The 21,719-nt window shown below is 66.1% G+C and carries 21 protein-coding genes; 8 read left to right on the forward strand and 13 right to left on the reverse strand.

Features of this window, described 5'->3' with window-relative positions; all coding sequences use genetic code 11:
• Positions 1–202: 202 nt before the first annotated feature.
• Positions 203–1,087 carry a branched-chain amino acid aminotransferase gene (locus DSD28_RS19955; protein ID WP_119258178.1) on the forward strand — a complete coding sequence of 295 codons (885 nt, stop codon included), beginning with the start codon at positions 203–205 and terminating at the stop codon, positions 1,085–1,087.
• A gap of 161 nt (positions 1,088–1,248) precedes the next feature.
• Here the strand turns inward: DSD28_RS19955 and DSD28_RS19960 are convergent, their stop codons facing one another.
• On the reverse strand, positions 1,249–1,641 hold the full coding sequence (locus tag DSD28_RS19960; protein ID WP_119258179.1) for a hypothetical protein: 393 nt from the start codon (positions 1,639–1,641) through the stop codon (positions 1,249–1,251).
• Positions 1,642–1,904: 263 nt separating this feature from the next.
• Between DSD28_RS19960 and DSD28_RS19965 the strand changes: the two genes are divergently transcribed.
• From DSD28_RS19965 to DSD28_RS19975, 3 genes are all read left to right on the forward strand, one after another.
• Positions 1,905–2,507, forward strand: coding sequence for a superoxide dismutase (locus DSD28_RS19965; protein WP_119258180.1), 603 nt, complete (start codon positions 1,905–1,907; stop codon positions 2,505–2,507).
• Between the two features lie 159 nt (positions 2,508–2,666).
• Entirely contained in the window at positions 2,667–2,924 is a 258-nt protein-coding gene (locus DSD28_RS19970) for a CopG family ribbon-helix-helix protein (protein WP_119258236.1), read from the forward strand.
• A complete protein-coding gene (locus DSD28_RS19975) occupies positions 2,921–3,229 on the forward strand; it encodes a type II toxin-antitoxin system RelE/ParE family toxin (RefSeq protein WP_119258181.1) in 309 nt (102 codons plus the stop codon). Before DSD28_RS19970 ends, DSD28_RS19975 begins: the two co-directional genes overlap by 4 nt.
• Positions 3,230–3,281: 52 nt before the next feature.
• On the opposite strand, the gene DSD28_RS19980 is transcribed toward DSD28_RS19975, so the two are convergent.
• On the reverse strand, positions 3,282–3,983 hold the full coding sequence (locus tag DSD28_RS19980; protein ID WP_119258182.1) for a helix-turn-helix transcriptional regulator: 702 nt from the start codon (positions 3,981–3,983) through the stop codon (positions 3,282–3,284).
• Positions 3,984–4,103: 120 nt separating this feature from the next.
• On the opposite strand from DSD28_RS19980, the gene DSD28_RS19985 reads away from it, so the two are divergent.
• Positions 4,104–4,739, forward strand: coding sequence for a LysE family translocator (locus DSD28_RS19985; RefSeq protein ID WP_119258183.1), 636 nt, complete (start codon positions 4,104–4,106; stop codon positions 4,737–4,739).
• Here the strand turns inward: DSD28_RS19985 and DSD28_RS19990 are convergent.
• Positions 4,708–5,769 (reverse strand): phosphatase PAP2 family protein, encoded by a 1,062-nt coding sequence (locus tag DSD28_RS19990; RefSeq protein WP_119258184.1) that lies wholly within the window; start codon positions 5,767–5,769, stop codon positions 4,708–4,710. The two genes, DSD28_RS19985 and DSD28_RS19990, sit on opposite strands and share 32 nt — an antisense overlap.
• Positions 5,770–5,981: 212 nt before the next feature.
• On the opposite strand from DSD28_RS19990, the gene DSD28_RS19995 reads away from it, so the two are divergent.
• Positions 5,982–6,425, forward strand: a complete 444-nt coding sequence (locus DSD28_RS19995) for a c-type cytochrome (protein WP_119258185.1) — start codon at positions 5,982–5,984, stop codon at positions 6,423–6,425.
• Between the two features lie 126 nt (positions 6,426–6,551).
• Positions 6,552–7,460, forward strand: coding sequence for a cytochrome c (locus DSD28_RS20000; protein WP_119258186.1), 909 nt, complete (start codon positions 6,552–6,554; stop codon positions 7,458–7,460).
• 572 nt (positions 7,461–8,032) lie between these two features.
• On the opposite strand, the gene DSD28_RS20005 is transcribed toward DSD28_RS20000, so the two are convergent.
• The 9 genes from DSD28_RS20005 to DSD28_RS20045 form a co-directional block, all read right to left on the reverse strand.
• Positions 8,033–8,617 (reverse strand): DJ-1/PfpI family protein, encoded by a 585-nt coding sequence (locus DSD28_RS20005; protein ID WP_119258187.1) that lies wholly within the window; start codon positions 8,615–8,617, stop codon positions 8,033–8,035.
• A gap of 16 nt (positions 8,618–8,633) precedes the next feature.
• Complete coding sequence (locus DSD28_RS20010) at positions 8,634–9,134, reverse strand: GNAT family N-acetyltransferase (RefSeq protein ID WP_119258188.1); 501 nt, start codon at positions 9,132–9,134, stop codon at positions 8,634–8,636.
• 220 nt (positions 9,135–9,354) lie between these two features.
• Entirely contained in the window at positions 9,355–9,810 is a 456-nt protein-coding gene (locus tag DSD28_RS20015; RefSeq protein ID WP_119258189.1) for a hypothetical protein, read from the reverse strand.
• A gap of 62 nt (positions 9,811–9,872) precedes the next feature.
• Entirely contained in the window at positions 9,873–11,549 is a 1,677-nt protein-coding gene (locus tag DSD28_RS20020; RefSeq protein WP_119258190.1) for an ABC transporter ATP-binding protein, read from the reverse strand.
• Positions 11,550–12,055: 506 nt separating this feature from the next.
• Positions 12,056–14,389, reverse strand: a complete 2,334-nt coding sequence (locus tag DSD28_RS20025; RefSeq protein ID WP_119258191.1) for a glucose/quinate/shikimate family membrane-bound PQQ-dependent dehydrogenase — start codon at positions 14,387–14,389, stop codon at positions 12,056–12,058.
• 145 nt (positions 14,390–14,534) lie between these two features.
• The gene (locus DSD28_RS20030; RefSeq protein ID WP_119258192.1) at positions 14,535–16,043 is read right to left on the reverse strand and encodes a protein adenylyltransferase SelO; all 1,509 of its coding nucleotides are present in this window, start codon (positions 16,041–16,043) and stop codon (positions 14,535–14,537) included.
• A 254-nt stretch (positions 16,044–16,297) separates the two neighbouring features.
• Entirely contained in the window at positions 16,298–18,391 is a 2,094-nt protein-coding gene (locus DSD28_RS20035; RefSeq protein ID WP_119258193.1) for a S9 family peptidase, read from the reverse strand.
• Between the two features lie 140 nt (positions 18,392–18,531).
• The gene (locus DSD28_RS20040) at positions 18,532–18,846 is read right to left on the reverse strand and encodes an ArsR/SmtB family transcription factor (protein WP_119258237.1); all 315 of its coding nucleotides are present in this window, start codon (positions 18,844–18,846) and stop codon (positions 18,532–18,534) included.
• Positions 18,847–18,938: 92 nt separating this feature from the next.
• Complete coding sequence (locus DSD28_RS20045; RefSeq protein WP_119258194.1) at positions 18,939–20,066, reverse strand: AI-2E family transporter; 1,128 nt, start codon at positions 20,064–20,066, stop codon at positions 18,939–18,941.
• A 239-nt stretch (positions 20,067–20,305) separates the two neighbouring features.
• Between DSD28_RS20045 and DSD28_RS20050 the strand changes: the two genes are divergently transcribed.
• The gene (locus DSD28_RS20050) at positions 20,306–20,641 is read left to right on the forward strand and encodes a DUF930 domain-containing protein (protein WP_245424885.1); all 336 of its coding nucleotides are present in this window, start codon (positions 20,306–20,308) and stop codon (positions 20,639–20,641) included.
• 159 nt (positions 20,642–20,800) lie between these two features.
• Here DSD28_RS20050 and DSD28_RS20055 read toward each other — a convergent pair whose 3' ends face one another.
• Entirely contained in the window at positions 20,801–21,661 is an 861-nt protein-coding gene (locus DSD28_RS20055) for a VOC family protein (RefSeq protein WP_162911483.1), read from the reverse strand.
• Between the last annotated feature and the right edge of the window lie 58 nt (positions 21,662–21,719).

Raw genomic sequence — 21,719 nt, forward strand, 5'->3', positions numbered from 1 at the left:
TCAACATCTTGAATGGACATGCGGCGCGCTCTGGCGGAAGGCAGGGCGACTTGACCGCTCATCCCGGTCGGGCCTTGATGGGCCAGGGCATTTCCGCTTTTCTCGCGAACCGCGAAACCGCTCCGGCTCTTTGGTTCTTCGCATTGGCGGACGCCGAACCGCTCCGCCCTTTGCCGGAAATGCTCTGGAAGGAGTTTGAAACATGCCAGTCGATACCTCACCGCGCTCCGCCACCTGGACCTTCGTGGACGGCGAATGGATTTCCGGCAACCCGCCGCTCATCGGCCCCACCTCGCATGCCATGTGGCTCGGCTCGACCGTCTTCGATGGCGCGCGCTGGTTCGACGGCATCGCGCCGGACCTCGACCTGCATTGCCGGCGCATCAACCGCTCCGCCGAGGCGCTGGGCCTTGCGGCGACCGTCTCCCCGGAAGAGATCGAGGCGCTCGCCTGGGAAGGCGTCAAGAAATTCGACGGCAGGACGGCGATCTATATCAAGCCGATGTACTGGGCCGAGCACGGCTCGCCGATCAGCGTCGTGGCGCCGGATGCGGGCTCCACCCGCTTCGCGCTCTGCCTGTTCGAGGCCTCGCTGGGCGATCCGAATGCCCGCTCCTCGCTGACGGTCTCGCCCTTCCGCCGCCCGACGGTGGAATGCATGCCGACGGATGCCAAGGCCGGCTGCCTCTACCCGAACAATGCCCGCATGCTGGTCGAGGCCCGCAAGCGCGGCTTCGACAACGCCCTGGTGCGCGACATGCTGGGCAACGTCGCCGAGACCGCCTCGTCCAACATCTTCATGGTGCGCGACGGCGTCGTCTTCACCCCCGCCGCCAACCACACCTTCCTTGCCGGCATCACGCGCAGCCGCGTCATCGGCCTTCTGCGGGACGCTGGCTTCGACGTGGTCGAGACCACGCTCACCCCGGCCGACTTTGCAGCGGCCGACGAGATCTTCACCTCCGGCAACTATTCCAAGGTCGTCCCCGTTACCCGCTTCGAGGACCGCGACCTTCCCCACGGCCCCATCACCGCCAAGGCCCGCGACCTCTATTTCGACTGGGCGCATTCGAACGGCGATGCGTGAATGAGGAAAGGCCGGTGGGAAGGCCGCTTCGGTCATGCCGGCGGCCCCCGCCATCCGCCTGCCGGCCCCTTTTCCCCGTCGGGGAGAAGGCGGCCCGAAGGGTCGGATGAGGGGGCTCGCTGCCAGTAGCGACGCCTGCCGAAGCCCGGCGGGGTCGTCGCCTATTCCTGCCCCGCCGCATCCTGCGTCGTATTGTCCCCCGTCTCGGCGCGCTTCTTCGCCGCCGCCTCGCGCTCGCTTTCCCGCACCACATGCAGGAATTCCGCGGCAATCGGCGGGGAGACTTCCACCGTCTTCTTCTGCTTGTCGTAGATGCAGACATAGGTGATCTGGCTCTTCGATTCCGGCGAAAGTCCCTCGATCGCCGCGATGCCGAAGGATTGCGTGCCGGTCGGCTCGACGAAGACGTTCGGCGTTCCCAGCACCTCCGGCAGGCTGGCAAGGCAGCTTTTCTCCACATCCGCGCGGAATTCCTCCCAGGCATCGGAGGAAGAGGCATGGGCGCCGGCGGCGGCAAGCGAGAGGACGAGGGCGGAAAGGGGGATGATGCGCATGGAGGGCTCCGGGTTGGCGGGAAGGGCGAAACGCCGCGAATCGGAAAGGGGTTCCGCCCGCCCTTGATCCGGCAGGCGAAACGGGAAGGATTTTGCCGCATGTCAGGAAAATTTGGAAGGCGGGCGGTTGCCTCTTCCGGTTGCCGCTCCTATGTTCCGCTCACGGATTTCCTTCACAAAATTCCGTCGCCAGAGCAATTCCAGCATTGGCCGGGAAACCGGCCCGCCTTCGGAATTGCGGCAAACAAAGAGGAGACACCATCATGGCTTTCGAACTTCCGCCGCTTCCCTACGATTACGACGCGCTCGCGCCCTTCATGTCGCGCGAGACCCTCGAATATCACCACGACAAGCACCACAAGGCCTATGTCGACAACGGCAACAAGCTGGCGGAGGAAGCGGGCCTTGCGAACCTCTCCCTCGAAGAGATCGTCAAGAAGTCCTACGGCACCAACCAGGGCCTCTTCAACAATGCCGGCCAGCACTACAACCACGTCCATTTCTGGAAGTGGATGAAGAAGGGCGGCGGCGGCAAGAGCCTGCCGGGCGCGCTGCAGAAGGCCATCGACAGCGATCTGGGCGGCTATGACAAGTTCAAGGCCGATTTCGTCGCCGCCGGCACCACGCAGTTCGGCTCCGGCTGGGCCTGGCTCTCCGTCAAGGACGGCAAGCTCGCCATCTCCAAGACCCCGAACGGCGAGAACCCGCTGGTCCACGGCGCGGAACCGATCCTCGGCGTCGACGTGTGGGAACATTCCTACTACATCGACTACCGCAACGCCCGCCCGAAATACCTCGAAGCCTTCGTCGACAGCCTGATCAACTGGGACTACGTCCTGGAGCGCTACGAAGCCGCAACGAAGTAAGCCTTCGGCTTATCGGATTTCGAAAACCCCGGTCGGAAACGGCCGGGGTTTTTGTTTGGCGAGCCTTCTCTCCAGCTGCCGAAAAGGAACGGGTTTTTCAATTTCGTCCGATGTGTGATATTGTGCTGACATGTACACAAACCAGTACGGATGGCCACCATGAGCAGCACGACGATGACGATCCGCGTCAGCATCGACATCAAGGAAAAGCTCGACAGGCTGGCGGCGGACACGCGCCGCAGCCGCTCCTTCCTCGCCGCCGAGGCGGTCTCGGCCTATGTCGCCAGGGAACTGGCGATCGTAGAGGGCATCAGCGAAGGCCTTGAGGACGTTCGCAAGGGGCGGACGGTTTCGCATGAGGAAGCCATGTCCGAACTCGCCTCCGCGATCGATACGGCTGAGCGCGACCGGTCGTGAAGCGTCCCGTCCGATGGTCCCGCGCGGCTCTCGATGACCTGAAGCAGCAGGTCCGCCACATCGCGAAGGACGATCCCGCAGCGGCACGCTCGGTTGCCGCGCGGATCGATGCGGCGGCGGTCCTGCTGGGCGAACGCGCCGTCGGCCGGCCGGGCCGGGTCGGCGGCACCTACGAGAAATCGGTGAGCGGTCTTCCCTATGTTCTCGCCTATTGCATGGAGATGGCCGAGGGGCGGGAGACCCTGTTCATCCTGCGCGTCATCCATGCCGCGCGGCAATGGCCGCGCGAGGAATGGCCGGAATAGGGCAATTCCGGCAAAGTGGAGCGCGGTTTTGCATCCGGAATGCGTGAAACGCTTAGGAACCCGCCGCCGCCCGGTTCTCCGCCCAGCCGGAAATCCACATCTGCCGCAGTCCGTCGCCTTCGCCGCGAAAGTTCCCGCCCGTCGCTTCGCAGGCCTCCACCCGGTCGGCGCGGAAATTGCGGATGGCCTGGCGCAGTTCGCACCAGGCGACGATGTTCGCCGTTTCCGAATAGTAGATGAGCGCGATGGGGCGGATGGTGCGCTCGGTGGCGCGGGCATATTCGTCGCGGTAGTCGATGAGCAGCTTCTCCTCGTCGCGGATCGCCCGGCGCACCGTGGCAAGGTCGATGCCCTCGGGCTGGCGCGGCGCGGTGCCCCAGGCGTGCAGCGCGCGGGCGGAAAGCGTCTGGCGCAGCGGCGGCGGCACGGCGCCGGCGACCTTCTCGCCCACCCTTCTGGCGGCCGCCTTCAGCTCCGCGTCCCCTGTTCGCTCCAGAAGGGCGAGCGCCAGCACCACGGCCTCCGTCTCCTCGATGGTGAACATCAGCGGCGGCAGGTCGAAGCCGGGACGCAGGATATAGCCGATGCCGCGCTCGCCCTCGACCGGCACGCGCATCGCCTGCAGCGCGGCGATGTCGCGGTAGATCGAGCGCGCCGTCACCTCCAGCCGTTCGGCGATCTCGGCCGCGGTCACCGGCTGGCGGGCGAGCCTGAGGATCTGGATGATCTCGAAGAGCCGGGATGCCTTGCGCATGTTTTTCTCCGTCACAACTGACACACCCCTGTCAGTGGCCTTCGCTATAGCACGCCTCAAGCGCTTGAAACGAAAGGCAGCATAGGGCTGCGGCGCGGCAAAAGGCAACGGCCAACTGACATGACCTACAGCGAAAACCTCTGGCTCTTCTTCCTGCTCGTCTCCGGCATCATCATCGTGCCGGGCATGGACATGGTCTTCGTGCTGGCAAGCGCGCTTTCCGGCGGCCGCAGGGCGGGGCTCTCGGCGACCTTCGGCATCATGGCGGGCGGTCTGGTGCACACGCTCTATGCCGCCCTCGGCGTCGGCATGCTGCTGCATTTCGCGCCGAAACTCTTCAACGGGCTGCTGGTGCTCGGCGCGGCCTATGTCGCCTTCATCGGCTGGCAGCTCTTCCGCAGCTCCATCGTCATCGGCGAGGTCGATGGCCTCGAGCGGCGCGGCCTTGCCACGCGCTTCCGCCAGGGTGCGCTGACGAGCCTCATGAACCCCAAGGCCTATCTCTTCATGCTCGCCGTCTTCCCGCAGTTCCTGCGCCCGGAATTCGGGCCGCTCTGGCGCCAGACGCTCGTCATGCTGCTGATGATCTGGGCGACGCAGCTTGCCGTCTATGGCGGCCTCGCATTGGCCGCCGCCAAGAGCCGCGCCGCGCTCGTCGGCAGTCCCGCCGCCACCCGCCTCATCGGCCGCGCGGCGGGCGTGCTGCTCGTCGCGATCGCCGTGTTCACGGTATGGCGGGGCTGGGGGACGGTTTGAGGTCTTCGGCCGGTGTTGCGGACCTTGCCGCGAACAGGCGCTTCAGCGCGACATGCAGGAGAAGGACGACCAATATGGAGGTATAGCCGTCGATCAGGTAGTGCCAGCCGAAGAGCGCCGAGCTCATGAGGATGACGAAGACATAGGCAAAGCCGAGAAGGCCGGCGGTGCGGCTGAATTCCCGCAGGAAGAGGGCGTTCATCATCGTGACGCCGACATGGACGCTCGGGAAGGCGGAAATGCCCGTCCCGAGGCCCGCGACGTCCTGAAGATGGTTCTGCCACAGATAGGTCTGGAAGGCCGCCACCACGCCATTGTCGAGCATCCGCAACTGCGCCGCGAAGCGCGCGGCATCGCCGGTGACGTGCCCGTAGAAGGCCGGACCGGCGGAAAGAAAGAGGCAGGCGAGGAGGTTGCCGAGTACCGCCCAGGCGAGGGCGAAGCCGAGGCAATAGCGCAGGCGGACAGCGCCCCTTGCGCGCAGCACGATGAAGAAGAGCGGCACGAAGGCGAAGGCCGTCCAGGCGACGGAATAGTTCCATTCGAGGATGGAGAGGATATGCGGGTTGCCGAAGAGCGCCATCAGCCGCGGCCCGGGATCGACGCCGCCGAAGAGCAGGGCATCCAGGTCGGCCTGCACGCGGTCGTACGGAAAGCCGTTCCTCAGGGCCGGCATCATCGTCTTGAACGTCGTGAACGAGCCCATGAAGAGGATGACGGAGCCGAAGACGGCGGCGGCGCCGGCCAGATGGCCGAGCAGCGCGGGCGGCGGCAGCGTCACCCAGGCGAGCGGCGCCTTCGGGTTGCGGAACACGCCGGCGACGAGCTTGCCGAGGAGGAGAATGGCCGGAAGCCCCAGGAAATAGACCGGGCCGAATTGCGCGGCATATTGCAGGTAGGCCGCCGCCGTGAAATCGGCATGCCAGGTGAGGATGCCGACGACCAGCGCCATATGCGCGAGCACGAAGACATGGAACGGCAGCATCTGCCGCAGGTCGGCGGACAGGGTCTTGAGGAATGCGTTCCGCATGCTGGTGGCCCTCGGACCGGCACTGTGTCGATGCCCGAGTTGTGCTTATAAAAGATCAAGAAACGTTGAAGATGCGGCCGCCCGTGGCGTTCCGACGCATCGCTGGCATCAAAAAGATTTTACTGTCGTGGATTTTCTAAAATGCAATCATGGCCGCGCATCGCAAATCGGCGGCGCGGCCCCGGCCGGCCGCCAGCAACGGGGAGAACTCCATGAAGTTCAGGACTTTGGCGGCCGCGGCCGCGCTTGCAGTCATCGGCGCGGGCGCCGTCGTGGCGGCGGACGAGCCGCAGGTCGTGCGCCAGCAGATGATGAAGAAGGTGGGCGGGGCCATGGGCGCGCTTTCCGGCATCGCCAAGGGCGAGAAGCCCTATGACGCGGAGGTCGTCAAGGCATCGCTGACCACGATGAGCGAGGTGGCGAAGGCCTTCCCGGAGCAGTTCCCCGTAGGCTCCGAGACCGGCCATGACACGGAAGCCAAGGCGACGATCTGGGAAAAGATGGACGACTTCAAGGCCCATGCCGCCAAGCTCGGCGCGACCGCCGACACGGCCCTTGCGAGCCTTCCGGCGGACCAGGCGGGCGTCGTCGCGGCGCTCGGCGCGATCGGCCCCAATTGCGGCGGCTGTCATGAGGTCTACCGCGTCAAGAAGTGACCGCGGTGGACCGGATCATCCCGAAAGAATGAACACCGTCCCGGTGCCGGCCGCCGGGATGGAACCTTTGTGTTTATGCGCCGCGGCCTCTTCGTCGGAAGGGACGGGCGCAGGCGGGGAGGACCCATGGCACTCAAAAGACTTCTTGGCGGCGTGGTGCTGCTCGGCGCGATCGGCGCGGGCGCATTCGTCTTCCTGACGGCGCCCGAGCGGCTTCCGGCCGAGACCTGGGCCGCCGCCGGCGAGCCGGACCTTGCCAATGGGGAACGCATCTTCCATGCGGGCGGCTGCGTGAGCTGTCACGCGGCGCCGGGCGCGCCGGACGACCAGAAGCTGGTGCTGGCCGGCGGGCTCGCGCTGAAGAGCCCCTTCGGCACCTTCCATGCGCCGAACATCTCGCCGGACGAGACGGCGGGCATCGGCGCCTGGACACTGGCGGAATTCGGCGACGCCATGAAGCGCGGCACCGGCCGCGACGGCGAGCACCTCTATCCCTCGTTCCCCTACGCCTCCTATGCGCGCATGACGGTGAAGGACATCGGCGATCTCTACGCCTATCTGAAGACCCTGCCGAAGAGCGGCAATGTCGCGCCGGGGCACGAACTGCCGTTCCCCTTCAACATCCGCCTCGCGCTCGGCGGCTGGAAGCTCCTCTACCTCAACGAGGCGCCGCGCGTGGCGCTCGCCGATGCCGACGAGACGGTCAAGCACGGCCAGTATCTCGTCGAGGGGCCGGGCCATTGCGGCGAATGCCACACGCCGCGCGACATGCTGGGCGGCCTGAAGACCGACCAGTGGCTCGCCGGCGGGCCGAACCCGGAAGGCGAAGGCCGCGTCCCCGACATCACCCCCGTCGAGGGCCGCTTCGGAAGCTGGAGCGCAGGCGATATCGTCAACTACCTCGAAACCGGCTTCACGCCGGAATTCGACAGCGTCGGCGGCGCCATGGTCTCCGTGCAGAAGAACATCGCGCTGCTGCCGAAGGAAGACCGCGAGGCGATCGCCGCCTACCTGAAGGCGATCCCAGCACGGTGAGGTTTGGGGGCGGGGTCTGGCGGTTTGGGGCCAGGCCTGACGGGGTCTGACGGTTTGGCGGAGCTTGAACGCTCGGTCGGCGGAGCGCTCAGGGGGCCGGAACGTTAGGCGGGCCCAAGCGTCCGGTAGGCCCGACGCCCGATGGGCCTTGACGCCCCGTGAGCCTGAATGCCCGGGGCCTTGCGCGAGCCGCATCCTCTCTGCCGCCCTGACGGGACACTCACCTCTCCTTTGTCATCCTCGGGCTTGACCCGAGTATCCATGAGTCACGGCACGACCTGAGCTTGAGGCGCGGGCCCTCGGGGCAAGCCCGAGGATGACGATGGAGGGTGGGGTGGGCAGCCTCCTGCCGCCGTGCAGGGCATGGCCGCCACCAAGCCGGAATGCCCCAGGCCGGGTGCCCAAGCCGAGATGCCTTCAGGCTGGCGAAATGCCGCCAAGCCGCGACAATGCCGAAAAGTCGGGTGCTGCGGCCATAAGGTGGGACACTGCCACCATCAGGTCCGGCATTTTCGCGGCGCGGTCGGCCGCTCTTGCGTGGGCGACATGCGTTCCGCACCAGCCCTTAATCCTCAGCCCTTCGCCGCCCCGTGCTCATCCCCGTACATCGCCAGATAATCCCGCAGCTCCGCCGAGCCGAGACCGATGGCCTCGACGATTTCGCGGGCGAAGGTGGCGGGTGCCGCGCCGGAGGCGGTGATGACGCCGCGGTCGTTCACGGCCTGCGGCTGGTCGCGGTAATGCGCCGCGCCGCGATAGTCCGGCACGAGCTTGCCGATCTGGCCGGGATAGTTGCCGGTATGCGCCCGCGTGTCGAAGAGGCCGAGGCGGGCGAATTCCAGCGTGGCGTCGCAGATCGCCGCCACCGGCTTGCCGGCGCCGACGAAACGCCCGACCGGAGCCGAGAGGTCGGGCGCCGCGCCGGATTGCCATATCGTGCCGCCGCACACGACCAGCACGTCGAAATCGGCAGGCATGGCGGCTTCCGCCTTGCCTGCGGATTTGACGGCGAGGCCGCCGAGCGAGGTGACGTCGGCCCCGCCGGGCGTCAGCACCACGGTCTCCGCCCCGCAGTCGCCGCGCGCCGTCGCCATCAGCAGGGCGCATTCCCAGTCCGCGTAGCCTTCCGTCAGCACGATTGCCAGTCGCTTCGCCATGCCGGCCTCCGTCGGTTCAGCCCAATGCCTGGACGTAGCGCATGCCCGTCACCGGGCCGGCGCGGAAGTTCATCTGCTCGTAGAAGCGGTGCGCGCCGAAATTGCCGGTCGCCGCGCTCACCGAGAGGTAGCCGCAGCCGGAGATGCGGGCATGCTCGCGGGCGCGGGAAACGAGATGGCGGCCGATGCCGTGGCCGCGATTGTCCTCGCGCACGAAGATCTGGTGCAGCTCCATGCCGCGCACGCCTTCCATGGCGCGGTACATCGGCACCATCAGCGCGTAGCCGATCAGCCGGCCGCCGGCTTCCGCGACGAGGGCGGTGATCCAGGGATGGGTGCCGAAGAGGTCGCGATCGAGGTCGACGGCGGTGATCTTCGCGGTGTCGCCGTGGCATTCGGCGTGCAGCGCGATCATGTCGAGGATCTGCTGCAGGTCGCCCTGGCGCGCGGCGCGGATGGTCAGCATCGGCGGGCGTTCGACGGCGTGGGGATCGAGCTTGATGACGGTATTCAGCATTTCGGGCTCCTTGGTTTTCGTGCCATCAGGTGCCCTAAAACAACAAAGCCGCCTGATGGCGGCTTGTTGACATGATCGAACAGCCGCTCCTTATCGGAACAGCCAAAAATACGTTGCGGCGATGTGCGTGCTCTTGATCATGGTCGCGATATTCTCCCTTTCGCGCCGTTTGTCAACTGGCTTTCTCATGGGAAAGAGGAAGGATGAAAGCGAAGGCCGGTCAGGCCTTCGCTTCCTCCGTGCCGGCCGCGGATTGCCCTTCCGAGGGGCCGGCCTGCTGGGTGTCGTCGATGCCCAGCCGCTCCTTGATGGCGCGGCGGATCTCCTCCTCGATCGCCTCGCGCTGCTCAGGCGGCAGCGCGGCGAGGCTCTCCTCGGTGAGGCCCATCGATTCGAGCAGCTCCTTGCGCAGGCGCTCGACCGGGTTCATCTTCGAAAGCTCCATGAAATCGGAGAGAAGCCCCTCGCTTTCCCGCTCGGCCTTCTCCTGCTTGTTGACCCACAGCGCATTGGCAAGGCCGGAAGGCATGGCGGCGGAGGTCTCCACCGTCGGGATGTTGCGCTTCCACGCGCCGCCGCCCTCGCCCATGCCGTTGGAAAGGCTGTCGCCAACGCCGGCGGCGGGCCGCTGCCGGCCGAGCGCATAGGCGGAAAGCATGCTGCCGTCGATCTTCATGAAAGGCTCCCTCGAATTCCTTTGGGAAACCATTAGCGGTTGCGGCTTTTGCGAGACTTGTCTCAGGTCTCGCTCTCGATGCGCCCGGCGCCGAGGGTGACGACGTGGTCGAGGGGGGCGATCACGCCTTTCCGGTGGGTGACGGCAAGGATCGTCACGTCGCCGGCAAGGCTGCGGATATGCTGCATGATCTCCGCTTCCGTCGCCTCGTCCAGCGCCGAGCTCGCCTCGTCGAGGAAGAGGAACTGCGGATCGGCATAGAGCGCCCGGGCGATGGCGATGCGCTGGCGCTCGCCGCCGGAGAGCTTCATGCCCCGCTCGCCCACCATGGTCTCGAAACCGTCGGGCAGGGCCTCGATGAAGATCAGGATCGCCGCCTTCTCTGCCGCGCGCCGCAGCCGCTCCGGGTCCATCGGCCGGCCGAGCGCGATGTTGACGGCGAGCGTGTCGTTGAGCAGCGTCGGCTCCTGCGGCACGATGCCGACGGCGGCGTACCAGTCGCGCTGGGAGACGGCTTCGAGGTCCATGCCGTCGACGGCGATGCGGCCCGAGGCGGGGCTGAGCGATTTGAGGGCGAGGCGCAGCAGCGTCGACTTGCCCGAGCCGGTTTCGCCGACGAGATAGGTGATGCGCCCGCGCGTCGCCGAAAAGCTGATATCCGCGACGCCCCGGCCGTTCTCATGGGCATAGGAGACCTTCTCGAAGGCGAGGCGGCCGTCTCGCGGCAGGAAGCCGCCGGGCGTTGCGGCATCCTCTTCCTCCGGCGCGGCCCAGATGCGGGCGAGCGGCAGCAGCGAGGCCCGCGCGCGCACCACGTCGTCCAGCGCATGGCCGATCATCTCGAAGGGCATGTTGAGCTGGAGCAGCAGCGTGTTGAAGAGGACGAGGTCGCCGACGCTGAGCTCGCCCGCCCGGTAGCGCGGCAGGAGCAGGAGGAAGGTGACGACGAATTGCAGCGCCAGTCCCGCGCCGAGCACCGCGCTGTAGCCGATGCGGCGGCGGCAGAAGGCGGCCCAGTTGTCGCGCTCCTCGCGGGCCTTGTCGGCAAAGCGCGCCTGCATCCAGCCGTGGCTGCCGAAATGGCGCAGCGTCTCCATCGCCGCCATGGCGTTGCCGACGAATTTCGCATTCTCCTGCCCGGCCTCGATGGCCGCGTCGAGGAAGCGGCGCGTGCGGTGGTTGGCAAGGGCGGTGAGGGCGACGAAGCCGGTGCCGTAGACGATGACGATCAGCACGACCTCGATATTGATCGTCGCGCCCAGCATGGCGAGCGCGAGCACGATCTGCGTCGTGCCCGGAATGAAGACGATGAGGCCGAGCTGCACGAGCGTCATCAGCGCGCCCTGTCCGCGCCGCCGCGCGCCTTCGATCTCGGCCGGGTTGTGCTCGACGAAGAAGCCGGCCGTCTTCCTCAGCAGTCGGTCGAACAGGCTGGTGCTGGCGATGAAGCTGAGGTTCTCCGCGCTCATGTAGGAGAGGTACTGCACCATATGCTGCAGCGCCGCCGCGATGCCGATGAGCAGGGCATAGACGACGAGGCCGGCGGCCAGTCCCTCGGCGAGCCGGTCGGCGGCCATTGCGTCGATGAGGCGCGAGAAGAGATAGGGCGCGGCGACGGCGGAAACGGCCGAGAGGAAGACGATGACGGCGACCAGCGCCAGCAGGCCGCGCGAGGAACGCCCGTAATTGGCAAGGATGATCTTCACCGGCGCGGCGATCAGCCGCCAGTCGTCTTTCATGGCGAATCTCCGGGGGAGGATGGGCAGGGCGCCATAATGGTAAGACCGGCGTCGGGTGGCAACCCAGTACCGGGCTTTCCGTGGTCACGGCAAGGTTGATGCGCTTGCCGCGGCCATTCCTCCGCCCTGCCGGGGATATCCTCACTGGGTAGGCTGTAGCCTATGAAGTACGACGTTGCCGCTCTTTCCTTCTCCCCCTCGGGGAGAAGGTGGCCCGTAGGTCGGATGAGGGGGTAGGGCGGTGTAAAGCCTTATATGTTCGTGCTGGAGAGGCCCCTCATCCCCCTGCCGGGACCTTCTCCCCGCAAGCGGGGAGAAGGGGCAGGATGCGAGGCTTTCCTCAATCTTGTGCGGGGAAACATATGCCCCAAGTCCCTTCGCCCCGCTTGCGGGGAGAAGGTGCCGGCAGGCGGATGAGGGGCGCGCGGCAGCGCCGAATTCCCTGACGAGCAGCCTCTTGTGGAGGAGAAGCCCGGCAGGGCAGACGGGGATGAACCCTACGCCCCCTACGGCAGCGTGTAGGCGATCACGTAATCCCCCGGCTTCGTGCCCACCGAGCCGTGGCCCCCGGCGACGATCAGCACATATTGCTTGTCGCCGACCGTGTAGGTCATGGGCGTCGCCTGTCCGCCGGCGGGAAGGCGGGCTTCCCAGAGCTGGCGGCCGGTGGTCACGTCATAGGCGCGCAGATAATCGTCCACCGCCGCGCCGAGGAAGGCGACGCCGCCCTTGGTCATCATCGGGCCGCCGATGCCGGGCACGCCCACCTTGAAGGGCAGCGGCAGCGGCGTCATGTCCATGACCGTGCCGTTCTTGTGCTTCCAGGCGATCTTGCCGGTGGCAAGGTCGGCGCCCGCGACATAGCCCCATGGCGGCGCCTGGCAGGGAATGCCGAGCGGCCCGAGGAACGGACCCATATAGACGCCGTAGGGCGCGCCGTCGTTGCGGTTGAGGCCCTGTTCGGAGCCCTTCTCGTCCTGCCCCTTCGGCGGCACCTGGTCGCGCGGCACGAGGCGGGAGGTGAAGGCGAGGTAGGTCGGCATGCCGAACATCACCTGCCGCTCGGGATCGACCGCGACCGAGCCCCAGTTGAACGTGCCGAAATTGCCGGGATAGACAATGGTGCCCTGCAGCGAGGGCGGCGTGTAGCGGCCCTCGTATTTCATCGACAGGAAGTCGATGCGGCACATCATCTGGTCGAACATGGTGATGCCCCACATGTTCTTCTCGGTCAGCGGATCGGGCATGAAGGTGAGGTCGGAGACCGGCTGGGTCGGCGCGGAGAAATCCTCCGGGATCGCGCCGGTCGGGGCCGGCACTTCCTTGACCGGGATGATCGGCTCGCCGGTGCGCCGGTCGAGCACGTAGATGTCGCCCTGCTTGGTCGCGCCGACGAGGGCGGGAACGGTCGTCCCGTCCCGGGTGATGTCGATCAGCGCCGGCTGGGCGGGAACGTCCATGTCCCACAGGTCATGATGCACCGTCTGGCGCACCCAGCGCAACGCGCCGGTCTTGATGTCGAGCGCCACGATGGAGGAGGAGAACTTCTCCACATTCTCGCTGCGCCCCATGCCGAGCTGGTCCGGCACCTGGTTGCCGAGCGGGACATAGACGAGGCCGAGCGCCTCGTCATAGCTGAACACCGACCAGGAATTCGGCGAGTTGACGGTGTAGACCTGTCCCTCGGGCAGCGGCGTCGTCACGTCCGGATTGCCGGAATCCCAGTTCCAGACCAGCGCGCCGGAATTGACGTCGAAGGCGCGGATGACGCCCGACTGCTCCTTGGTGGAATAGTTGTCGTTCACCGCCCCGCCGATGATGATCTTGCCGTCGGTGATGACGGGCGGCGATGTGGAGTAATAGTAGCCGGCCGGATTGTAGGGCATGCCCTTTTCGAGATGCAGCACGCCGTTCTCGGCAAAGCCGGTGCAGACGTCGCCGGTCTCGGCGTCCAGCGCGATCAGCCGGGCGTCGGAGGTCGGCAGGTAGACGCGCGTGGCGCAGGCCGTGCCGGCGGTGGCGGCCGGATCGGCATAATATGTCACGCCGCGGCAGGTCTGGTGCTGGCGGTCCGGGTTCATGCCGGAATTGGAATCGTATTTCCACTTCTCCTTGCCGGTTCCAGCGTCGAGCGCGATCGCCCAGTTGTGCGGTGTGCACATGTAGAGCGTGTCGCCGACCTTCAGCGGCGTCACCTGGTAGGTGGTCTCGCCGACGTCCGCCGGCTGCTTCACGTCGCCGGTCTGGTACTGCCAGGCGACCTTCAGCGTGGAGACGTTGTCGGCATTGATCTGGTCGAGCGGCGAATAGCGCTGGCCGTATTGCGTGCGGCCATACTGGTGCCATTCGCCGGCCGGCACGTTGCCGCCGAGCGCAGGCGTCGCGTTGGCGATCTCCTTCGGCAGGCTGCCGGCAAGGTCGTGCGGGTCCTGCGTCATCGAATAGCCGGCGACCGCGATGGCGACGAGGACGGCGACGGCGAGCGGCATCGCCGAGGCGGGATAGGGCGTGCCGGTGGGGCTCGCAAAACCGAGCGGCCGGCGGATGGCCGGCAGCATCAGCCACAGGCCGATGAGCACGATGACGCCGCCGCGCGGGCCGAGCTGCCACCAGTCGAAGCCGACCTCCCAGACTGCCCAGCCGAGCGAGCCGAGGACGATGAGGGCATAGAGCCAGAGCGCCGCCGCCGAGCGGCGGAAGAGCAGGGCGGCGGTGACGAGGAAGGCAAGGCCGGTGACGAGATAGTAGGGGCTGCCGCCGAGCGACAGCAGCCACCCGCCTCCGCCCGTCAGCACCAGTCCTATGATGGTGAAGAGGACAGCGGTCAGCGTGAGCAACATGATGATCTCCGTGGTTATGCCGGCCGGGGAGATGCCGACATGACGTCCGGCTCAAGGAGGGACGTTTGTGAAACTAGGGCACAAGCGTGACGCTTCAATGCTGCCGCATTTCAAGTTTCGGAGCAATCTATAGGTGTGTTTTCTCCTATGTGCCGCAGAAGGTTGCCGTCACCTCCTCGCCCGGTTTCGGCGGCTGCGCATAGGCGTCAAAGGCCGGCTGGTCCTCGTAGGGGCGGGCAAGCACGTCGTTGAGCGCCTCGAACAGCGAGAAATCGCCATGATCGACGGCCTCCGTCAGGGCTTCCTCGACCTTGTGGTTGCGCGGGATGAAGGCGGGATTGACCCGGCGCATCGCCGCCGTGCGCGCCTGCGGGGAGGTTGCCTCCCGCGACAATCGCTCGCGCCAGACGGCGAGCCACGGTGCAAGGGCGCCCGGATCTTCGAGCAGCGCGCCGAGCGCGGCATCCCCGCCGCTGTCTTCCGCCGCATCCGCCAGCCGGCGGAAGGCCAGCGTATAATCGGCCTTCTGCTCGTAAAGCAGGATGAGCAGGTCGCGGATCAGCGCCTGGTCGCCCTCTTCCTCATGCCCGCCGAGCCCGATCTTGGCGCGGATGACACGCTTCCAGTGTTCCTGGAAGCGCTCCATGAAGCGTCCGACGGCGGCATTCGCCGCTTCCACCGCCTTGTCCTGGTCCTCGTCGAGGATGGCGAGCATCGCCTCGGCGAGCCGGGCGATGTTCCACTGGCCGATCATCGGCTGGTTGCCGAAGGCGTAGCGCCCGCCATGGTCGATGGAGGAATAGACGGTGCGCGGATCGTAGCGGTCCATGAAGGCGCAGGGGCCGAAATCGATGGTCTCGCCCGAGATCGTCATGTTGTCCGTGTTCATCACGCCATGGATGAAGCCGACGCCGAGCCATCTGGCGATCAGCGAAGCCTGCCGCTCCGCCACCGCGTCGAGCAGCGCGAGCCAGGGCTTTTCCGCGCCCTTCAGCTCGGGATAGTGCCGCTCGATGACATGGTCCGCCAGCACGCGCACATTTTCGGTATCGCCGCGCGCGGCGAAGAACTGGAAGGTGCCGACGCGGATATGGCTCGCGGCGACGCGGGTGAAGACCGCGCCCGGCAGCACCCGGTCGCGATAGACCGGCTGGCCGGTGGAAACGGCGGCGAGCGCCCGCGTCGTCGGGATGCCGAGCGCATGCATCGCCTCGCTGATAATATATTCGCGCAGCACCGGCCCGAGCGCCGCCCGCCCGTCGCCGCGGCGCGAATAGGGCGTCTGGCCGGCGCCCTTGAGCTGGATGTCGCGGCGCTTGCCGTTGCGGTCGATCACCTCGCCGAGCAGGATCGCCCGCCCGTCGCCGAGCTGCGGCACGAACTGGCCGAACTGGTGGCCGGCATAGGCCATGGCGAGGGGCAGGGAGCCGGGCAGGGGCGTATTGCCGGAGAAATAGGCCGCACCGTGCCGCTCCAGCGCATCGGCGTCGAGCCCGAGCTCCTCGGCGAGCGCCCGGTTGAACCGGATCAGCCGCGGCGCTTCCACCGGCGTGGGATCGACCGGCGCGAAGAAGGCGTCCGGCAGCCGCGCATAGCTGTTGTCGAAGGGAATGGGGCGGGACTTGTCCGCCGCTGCCGTCGTCGTACCGCTCATGATCTCCCTCCCTTGCTGCCTTTCCTATCAGATAGGGTGTCGCGGGGCGGAGCGAAAGGTTTTCGTGTTTTGTCGGAGAATTGCGGTAACGCCCCTGCTTCGCGGGCCCACTCCCTCTGTCTGCCGGCATCTCCCCCACAAGGGGGGAGAAAGCAGGAGGCTTGCTCACCGTTCAAAATTGAAGGCCACCGGAGCGGCAGTTCAAGTCCCTCCCCTTGTGGGGAGGGATTTAGGGAGGGGCCTTCCCGTCCGTCCTACATCTTCCCCGCCACCTTGATCGCGAAGGCATATTCGAAGGCGATCTCCTCCAGCCGCTGGAAGCGGCCCGAAGCGCCGCCGTGGCCGGCGCCCATATTGGTCTTGAGGAGGATGGGCTCGCTGCCCGTCGTCTTCTCGCGCAGGCGCGCCACCCATTTGGTGGGCTCCCAATAGGTCACGCGCGGATCGGTGAGGCCGGAAAGGGCGAGGATGGCGGGGTAGGGCTTTTGCCCGACATTGTCATAGGGCGAATAGCTCGCCATCAGCTGGTAGAAGTCCTTGCTCTCGATCGGGTTGCCCCATTCGGGCCATTCCGGCGGGGTGAGCGGCAGCGTGTCGTCGAGCATCGTGTTGAGCACGTCGACGAAGGGCACGGCGGCGATGATGCCGCCGAATTTTTCCGGCGCCATGTTGGCGATGGCGCCCATCAGCATGCCGCCGGCCGAGCCGCCTTCGGCGACGATGTTCGCGTAGGACGTAAACCTCTCCTGATTCAGATAGTCCGCCGCGGCGATGAAGTCCTTGAACGTATTGGTCTTCTTGTCCATCTTGCCGTCTTCGTACCAGGCAAAGCCCTTGTCCTTGCCGCCGCGGATATGGGCGATGGCATAGACGAAGCCGCGGTCGACCAGCGACAGGCAATTGGTGTTGAAGGACGCCGGGATGGTGATGCCGTAGGCGCCGTAGCCGTAGAGCAGGCACGGGGCGGAACCGTCGAGAGGCGTGTCCTTGCGGTAGAGCAGGGTGACGGGCACGCTCTCGCCGTCCCATGCGGGGGCGAAGACGCGGCGAGTGACATAGTCGTCCGGGTTGTGGCCCGAGGGGACCTCCTGCGTTTTCAGCAGCCTGCGCTCGCGCGTCGCCATGTCGTAGTCGAAGAGCTGCGAGGGTGTCGTCATCGAGGAATAGGAGAAGCGGATGACGTCGGTGTCGTATTCCGCCGCGCCCGAAAGGCCGAGCGAATAGGCCTCCTCGGCAAACGCGATGGCATGTTCCGCGCCGCTCTCGCGTTCGCGCACCACGATGCGCGGCAGGCCCTCGTGGCGCTCCAGCCAGACGAGGTGGCGGGCAAAGGCCATGTGGCTGAGGATCAGCGTGCCGGGGCGGTGCGGCACGACCTCGGTCCAGTTCTCCCGGCCGGGCGCCGTTACCGGCGTCTGCATGATCTTGAAGTCCTTCGCGCCATCGGCATTGGTGAGGATGTAGAAGACGTCGCCGCCCTCCGTCATCGAATATTCGAGGCCCGTCTGGCGCGGGGTGACGACGACCGGATTGGCCGTCAGGTCCCTGGTCGAGAGGAGGCGGTATTCGCTCGTCTCGTGGTCGTGGATGTCGATATAGATGAAGTCGTCGAGCAGCGACCCGCCGACCGACATGAAGAAGCCGGCGTCCTTCTCCTCGTAGACCAGCCGGTCGTTCTCCTGTCGCTCGCCGAGGATGTGGTGGTAGATCTTCGAGGGGCGATGGTTCTCATCGAGCGCGGTGTAGAAGAAGCTCTTCGCATCGGGCGCCCAGACGCCGCCGCCGCCCGAATTGACGATCTCGTCGGCATGGTCCCTGCCGGTCGCAAGGTCGCGCACCTTCAGCGTGAAATATTCCGAGCCCTTGTCGTCATAGCCCCAGATGCCGACGGAATGGTCGGTGGAATGGTCGATACCGGACAGGCGGAAATAATCCTTGCCTTCGGCCTCCCTGTCGCCGTCGAGCAGGACGGTGCGTGTCCCCCCGTCGCGCGGCTCGCGGAAATAGCGCGGCTGCTCGCCGCCGGTGACGAAGGACGTGCCGTAGGCGAAGGGACCGTCCTTGACCGGCACGGAGCTGTCGTCCTCCTTGATGCGCCCGCGCATCTCGGCGAACAGCGTCTTCTGCAGCGCCTCGGTATCGGCCATGGCGGCGGCCATATAGGTGTTCTCGGCCTCCAGATGGGCGCGGATCTCCGGCTGGAGGATGGAAGGATCCTTGAACATCGCCTGCCAGTTCTCGTCGCGGAACCAGGCATAGTCGTCGGTGCGGGTGATGCCGTGGCGGGTGTCGGAAACGGGCTTCCTCGCGGCGACGGCGGCGGCGGGCAGGTTTTTGAAGACGGACAAGGGCTCACTCCGCAAATCGGTAGAAGGGAATGAGACAGATAGAGAGCCCCGTCCACCGCATCAAGCGGCAAGCTCGCGCGCATGCGAAAGCGCCGGAAGGGGCGCGCGGCATGCCGGCAGGGGCGCGAAGGGAGGCCCCTTTAGAAAGGGGGTTTTGGTTCCGAAGGGAAAATGGCACCGAGCGCGCCCATCAGCTGGACGGCTCTTTCATCGGTCAGCCTGTAGAAAATCTGCTTGCCTTCCCGGCGCGATTCGACCAGTCCCGCCTCGCGCAGCACGTTGAGCTGCTGGGACAGGGTGGGTTGGTGAACGCAAAGTTCCTCTTCCAGTTCGCTGACAGAGGCTTCTTTTTCGCAGAGTGTACAGACCAGCATAAGTCGGGCCGGGTGGGCCAGTGACTTCAAGAGGCTGGCGACTCTTGCCGCACGAATGGCCCGGGCCCGCGAGGCAGGCATTGCCTCCCGGAACGGGATGATGACCACAGGATACTCCGTACATTAGCAGTCTATTTTATATTATACCATATGTTAACCAAGAGCCAACCCTGTCAGCCCGGCAGGTTGGGCTTGGCCTTGCGTTTTGCGGGGCGCAGCTCGTCGGCGATGGTCATGCCGATGATGGAAAGGGGCAGGGCCAGCATCGCGCCGGCGGCTCCCCACATCCAGGTCCAGAAGATGATGGCGGTGAAGATGATGAAGGCGTTGACCTCCAGCCGCTTTCCCATCACCGCCGGCATGATGAGGTTCTCCATGGTCAGGTGCACCAGGAAGAAGGCGAGCGCCGGCAGGAGGCCCATGGTCAGCGTCTCGTGCGTCAGCAAGCCCGCTACGGCGAGCGAGATCGTCATCAGCGTGACGCCGAGGAACGGCACGAAGCTGGAGATGAAGGCGAAGAGCCCCCACAGCGCCGGCATGGCGAGCCCGCCGCCCCAGGTGATCAGCGCCGTGACGACGCCGAGCGCCGCATAGACCAGCGAGGCCGTGGCGAAATAGTAACCGAGCGCGCTGTCGATGGCGTTCATGATGCGGATGGTGGTCAGCCGCTGGTTGCGGCGCGGAAAGGCCATGATGATCATCTGCCGCAGCTTCAGCCGCGCCGAGAGGAAGAGGACCAGAGCGGCGAAGAAGATCATGCCCTGCAGAAGGGCGGGCGTCAGGCTGCCCGACACGATGCTGAGCACGCTGCCTGTGTTTTCCAGCACCTTTTCCATCGACATCTGCCCGCTCTCGAACATCTGCGGGCTGATGTTCAGCCAGCCGAAGCGGGAAAAGAGCGGGGTGATGCGATCATAGGCGCCGCGCACGAGGTCCGGTGCGTTGGCGGCGAGCTGGGCGATCGGATCGGCAAGCATGCCGGCCACGAAGAAGACGCCGAGCCCGAACAGCCCCGCCAGCAGCAGCGCGGTGGGCAGCGGCGGAATGCCGAGGTCGTTCAGCTTTTCCGCCGCCACGCCGAAGATGAGGCCGGTCACGACGGCAAGGCAGAGCGGGGTGAGGATCGGCGCCATGAGATAGACGACGCCCATCGCCATGATGAAGAAAATACCGATGGCCGCCCAGGCGGCGGCGATGTCGAGCCCGTAACGGCGCGGCTTGCCGGCGGCAGCCTCTCCGTCCGGCTCGATGCTGCCCTGCAAGAGCCGGCGTTCGGCCGGTTTTCCGGATATGTCATGCATGGCGCACCCCTCGATTTCGCGCTACAAACGCGGGTCGCGACGATAAGTTCCAGCAATGACTCATGAAACCTTGGGTAGGTTGCAGCCCGTCGTCAAATAGACATATTGCGCGCTAACCCCGAATTAAGACGTCAGGCATGACGCCAAGAAGAGGAGGCAGAGAGTTGAAACCGCATGCAATCGGGCTCCATATCGCCCTTTGCACTCTTGCGTTCGCACCGCTTTTCGCCGAGCCCGCCATGGCGATAGACACCCGCGTGCGCAACCAGTTGCAGAAGCTGACCCCGGACGAACGGCTGGAGCAGCGCTGCGATATCGAGGCGATGGACGAGATCAGCGGCGCCAGGGCCGGCTTCCGCCCGGACAAGGTGATCGCCTACGCCTTCGGCGACCCCAAGCTCGACGGCACGACTTTCAAGACGAAGGGCGCCGTCTTCCGCAGCAAGGGCGAATGGTATCGCCTGTCCTACAAGTGCGAGGCGAGCTCCGACCGGCTCGATATCCACGCCTTCAAGTACAAGATCGGCGACCAGGTGCCCCATGAGGACTGGGCCGAGCATTATCTCTACGATTGAGATCGCCGGTAACTTTTGAGTGATCGGCCTCTCCCTGCGGGCGGTGAGACGGTCGTATTTGGCGTCAACGTTGCCCCTCTTCCCTTCTCCCCGCTTGCGGGGAAAAGGTGGCCGGCAGGCCGGATGAGGGGCAGCATACGCGTCTGCCCGCCCGATGGTTCAGGCCGAAAGCCTCAGACCGATCCCCCACGGATCGACCAGCGAGACCGTGCCGCCCGAGTGGGTGGTGGGAATCGCCAGTTCGTCGAGCTTTTTCGTCGCCGCTTCGAGCTTTGCCGCATCGTTGAAGCGGATCGTGTAGTCCGAAAGGCCGGTCATGCCGTCCGCGCGCTTCGGCTGGCCGCGTGAATTCCAGACATTCGCCGCGACATGGTGGTGATACTTGCCGGTGGCGAAGAAGCTCGCGCCCGGATAGCGCGCCATGACGTCGAGGCCGAGCACGTCGCGGAAGAAGGCGTCGGCTTCGGAAATATCGGAGACCTGCAGGTGGATATGGCCGATGACGGTGCCATTCTCCTGCCCCGTCCAGCCGTCCTTCGGCGCCTCGTCATAGAGCGCCTGCAGCTCGAGCCGGTGCGTCGCCATCTTCACCGTTCCATCCGGCACATAGGTCCATTCGGCGCGGTCGCGGTCGCGATAGATCTCGATGCCGTTGCCTTCCGGGTCGTCGAGATAGATCGCCTCGCTGACCAGGTGGTCCGAAGCGCCGGTCAGCGCCACGTTGTTATGGGCGGCATGGGCGAGCCAGCGGCCGAGTTCCCTGCGGTTCGGCACGAGGAAGGCGGTGTGGAAGAGGCCGGGCGCGTTGCGCGGCGCGCGGGCGGCGTTGCTGCCCGTCGTCAGCGTGAGCAGCGGTCGCTCGCCGACGCCAAGCGTCTCGCCCGAGGCCGATCCGTCGAGCACCGAAAGGCCCATGACCTTCTGGTAGAAGGAAGAGACCATCGGCAGGTCGATCACCGTCAGGTGCGAATGGTCGACGAAGGCCGGCATGTCGACGGCGTGGCTGGCATTGTCTGTCATGGATGCGGTCTCCGCGCGAAGGGGCCCGGCCTTGCCGGCGGCGATGCCCGCGGCGGCG

Source organism: Shinella zoogloeoides (assembly GCF_003574625.1).
GTDB lineage: Bacteria > Pseudomonadota > Alphaproteobacteria > Rhizobiales > Rhizobiaceae > Shinella > Shinella zoogloeoides_A.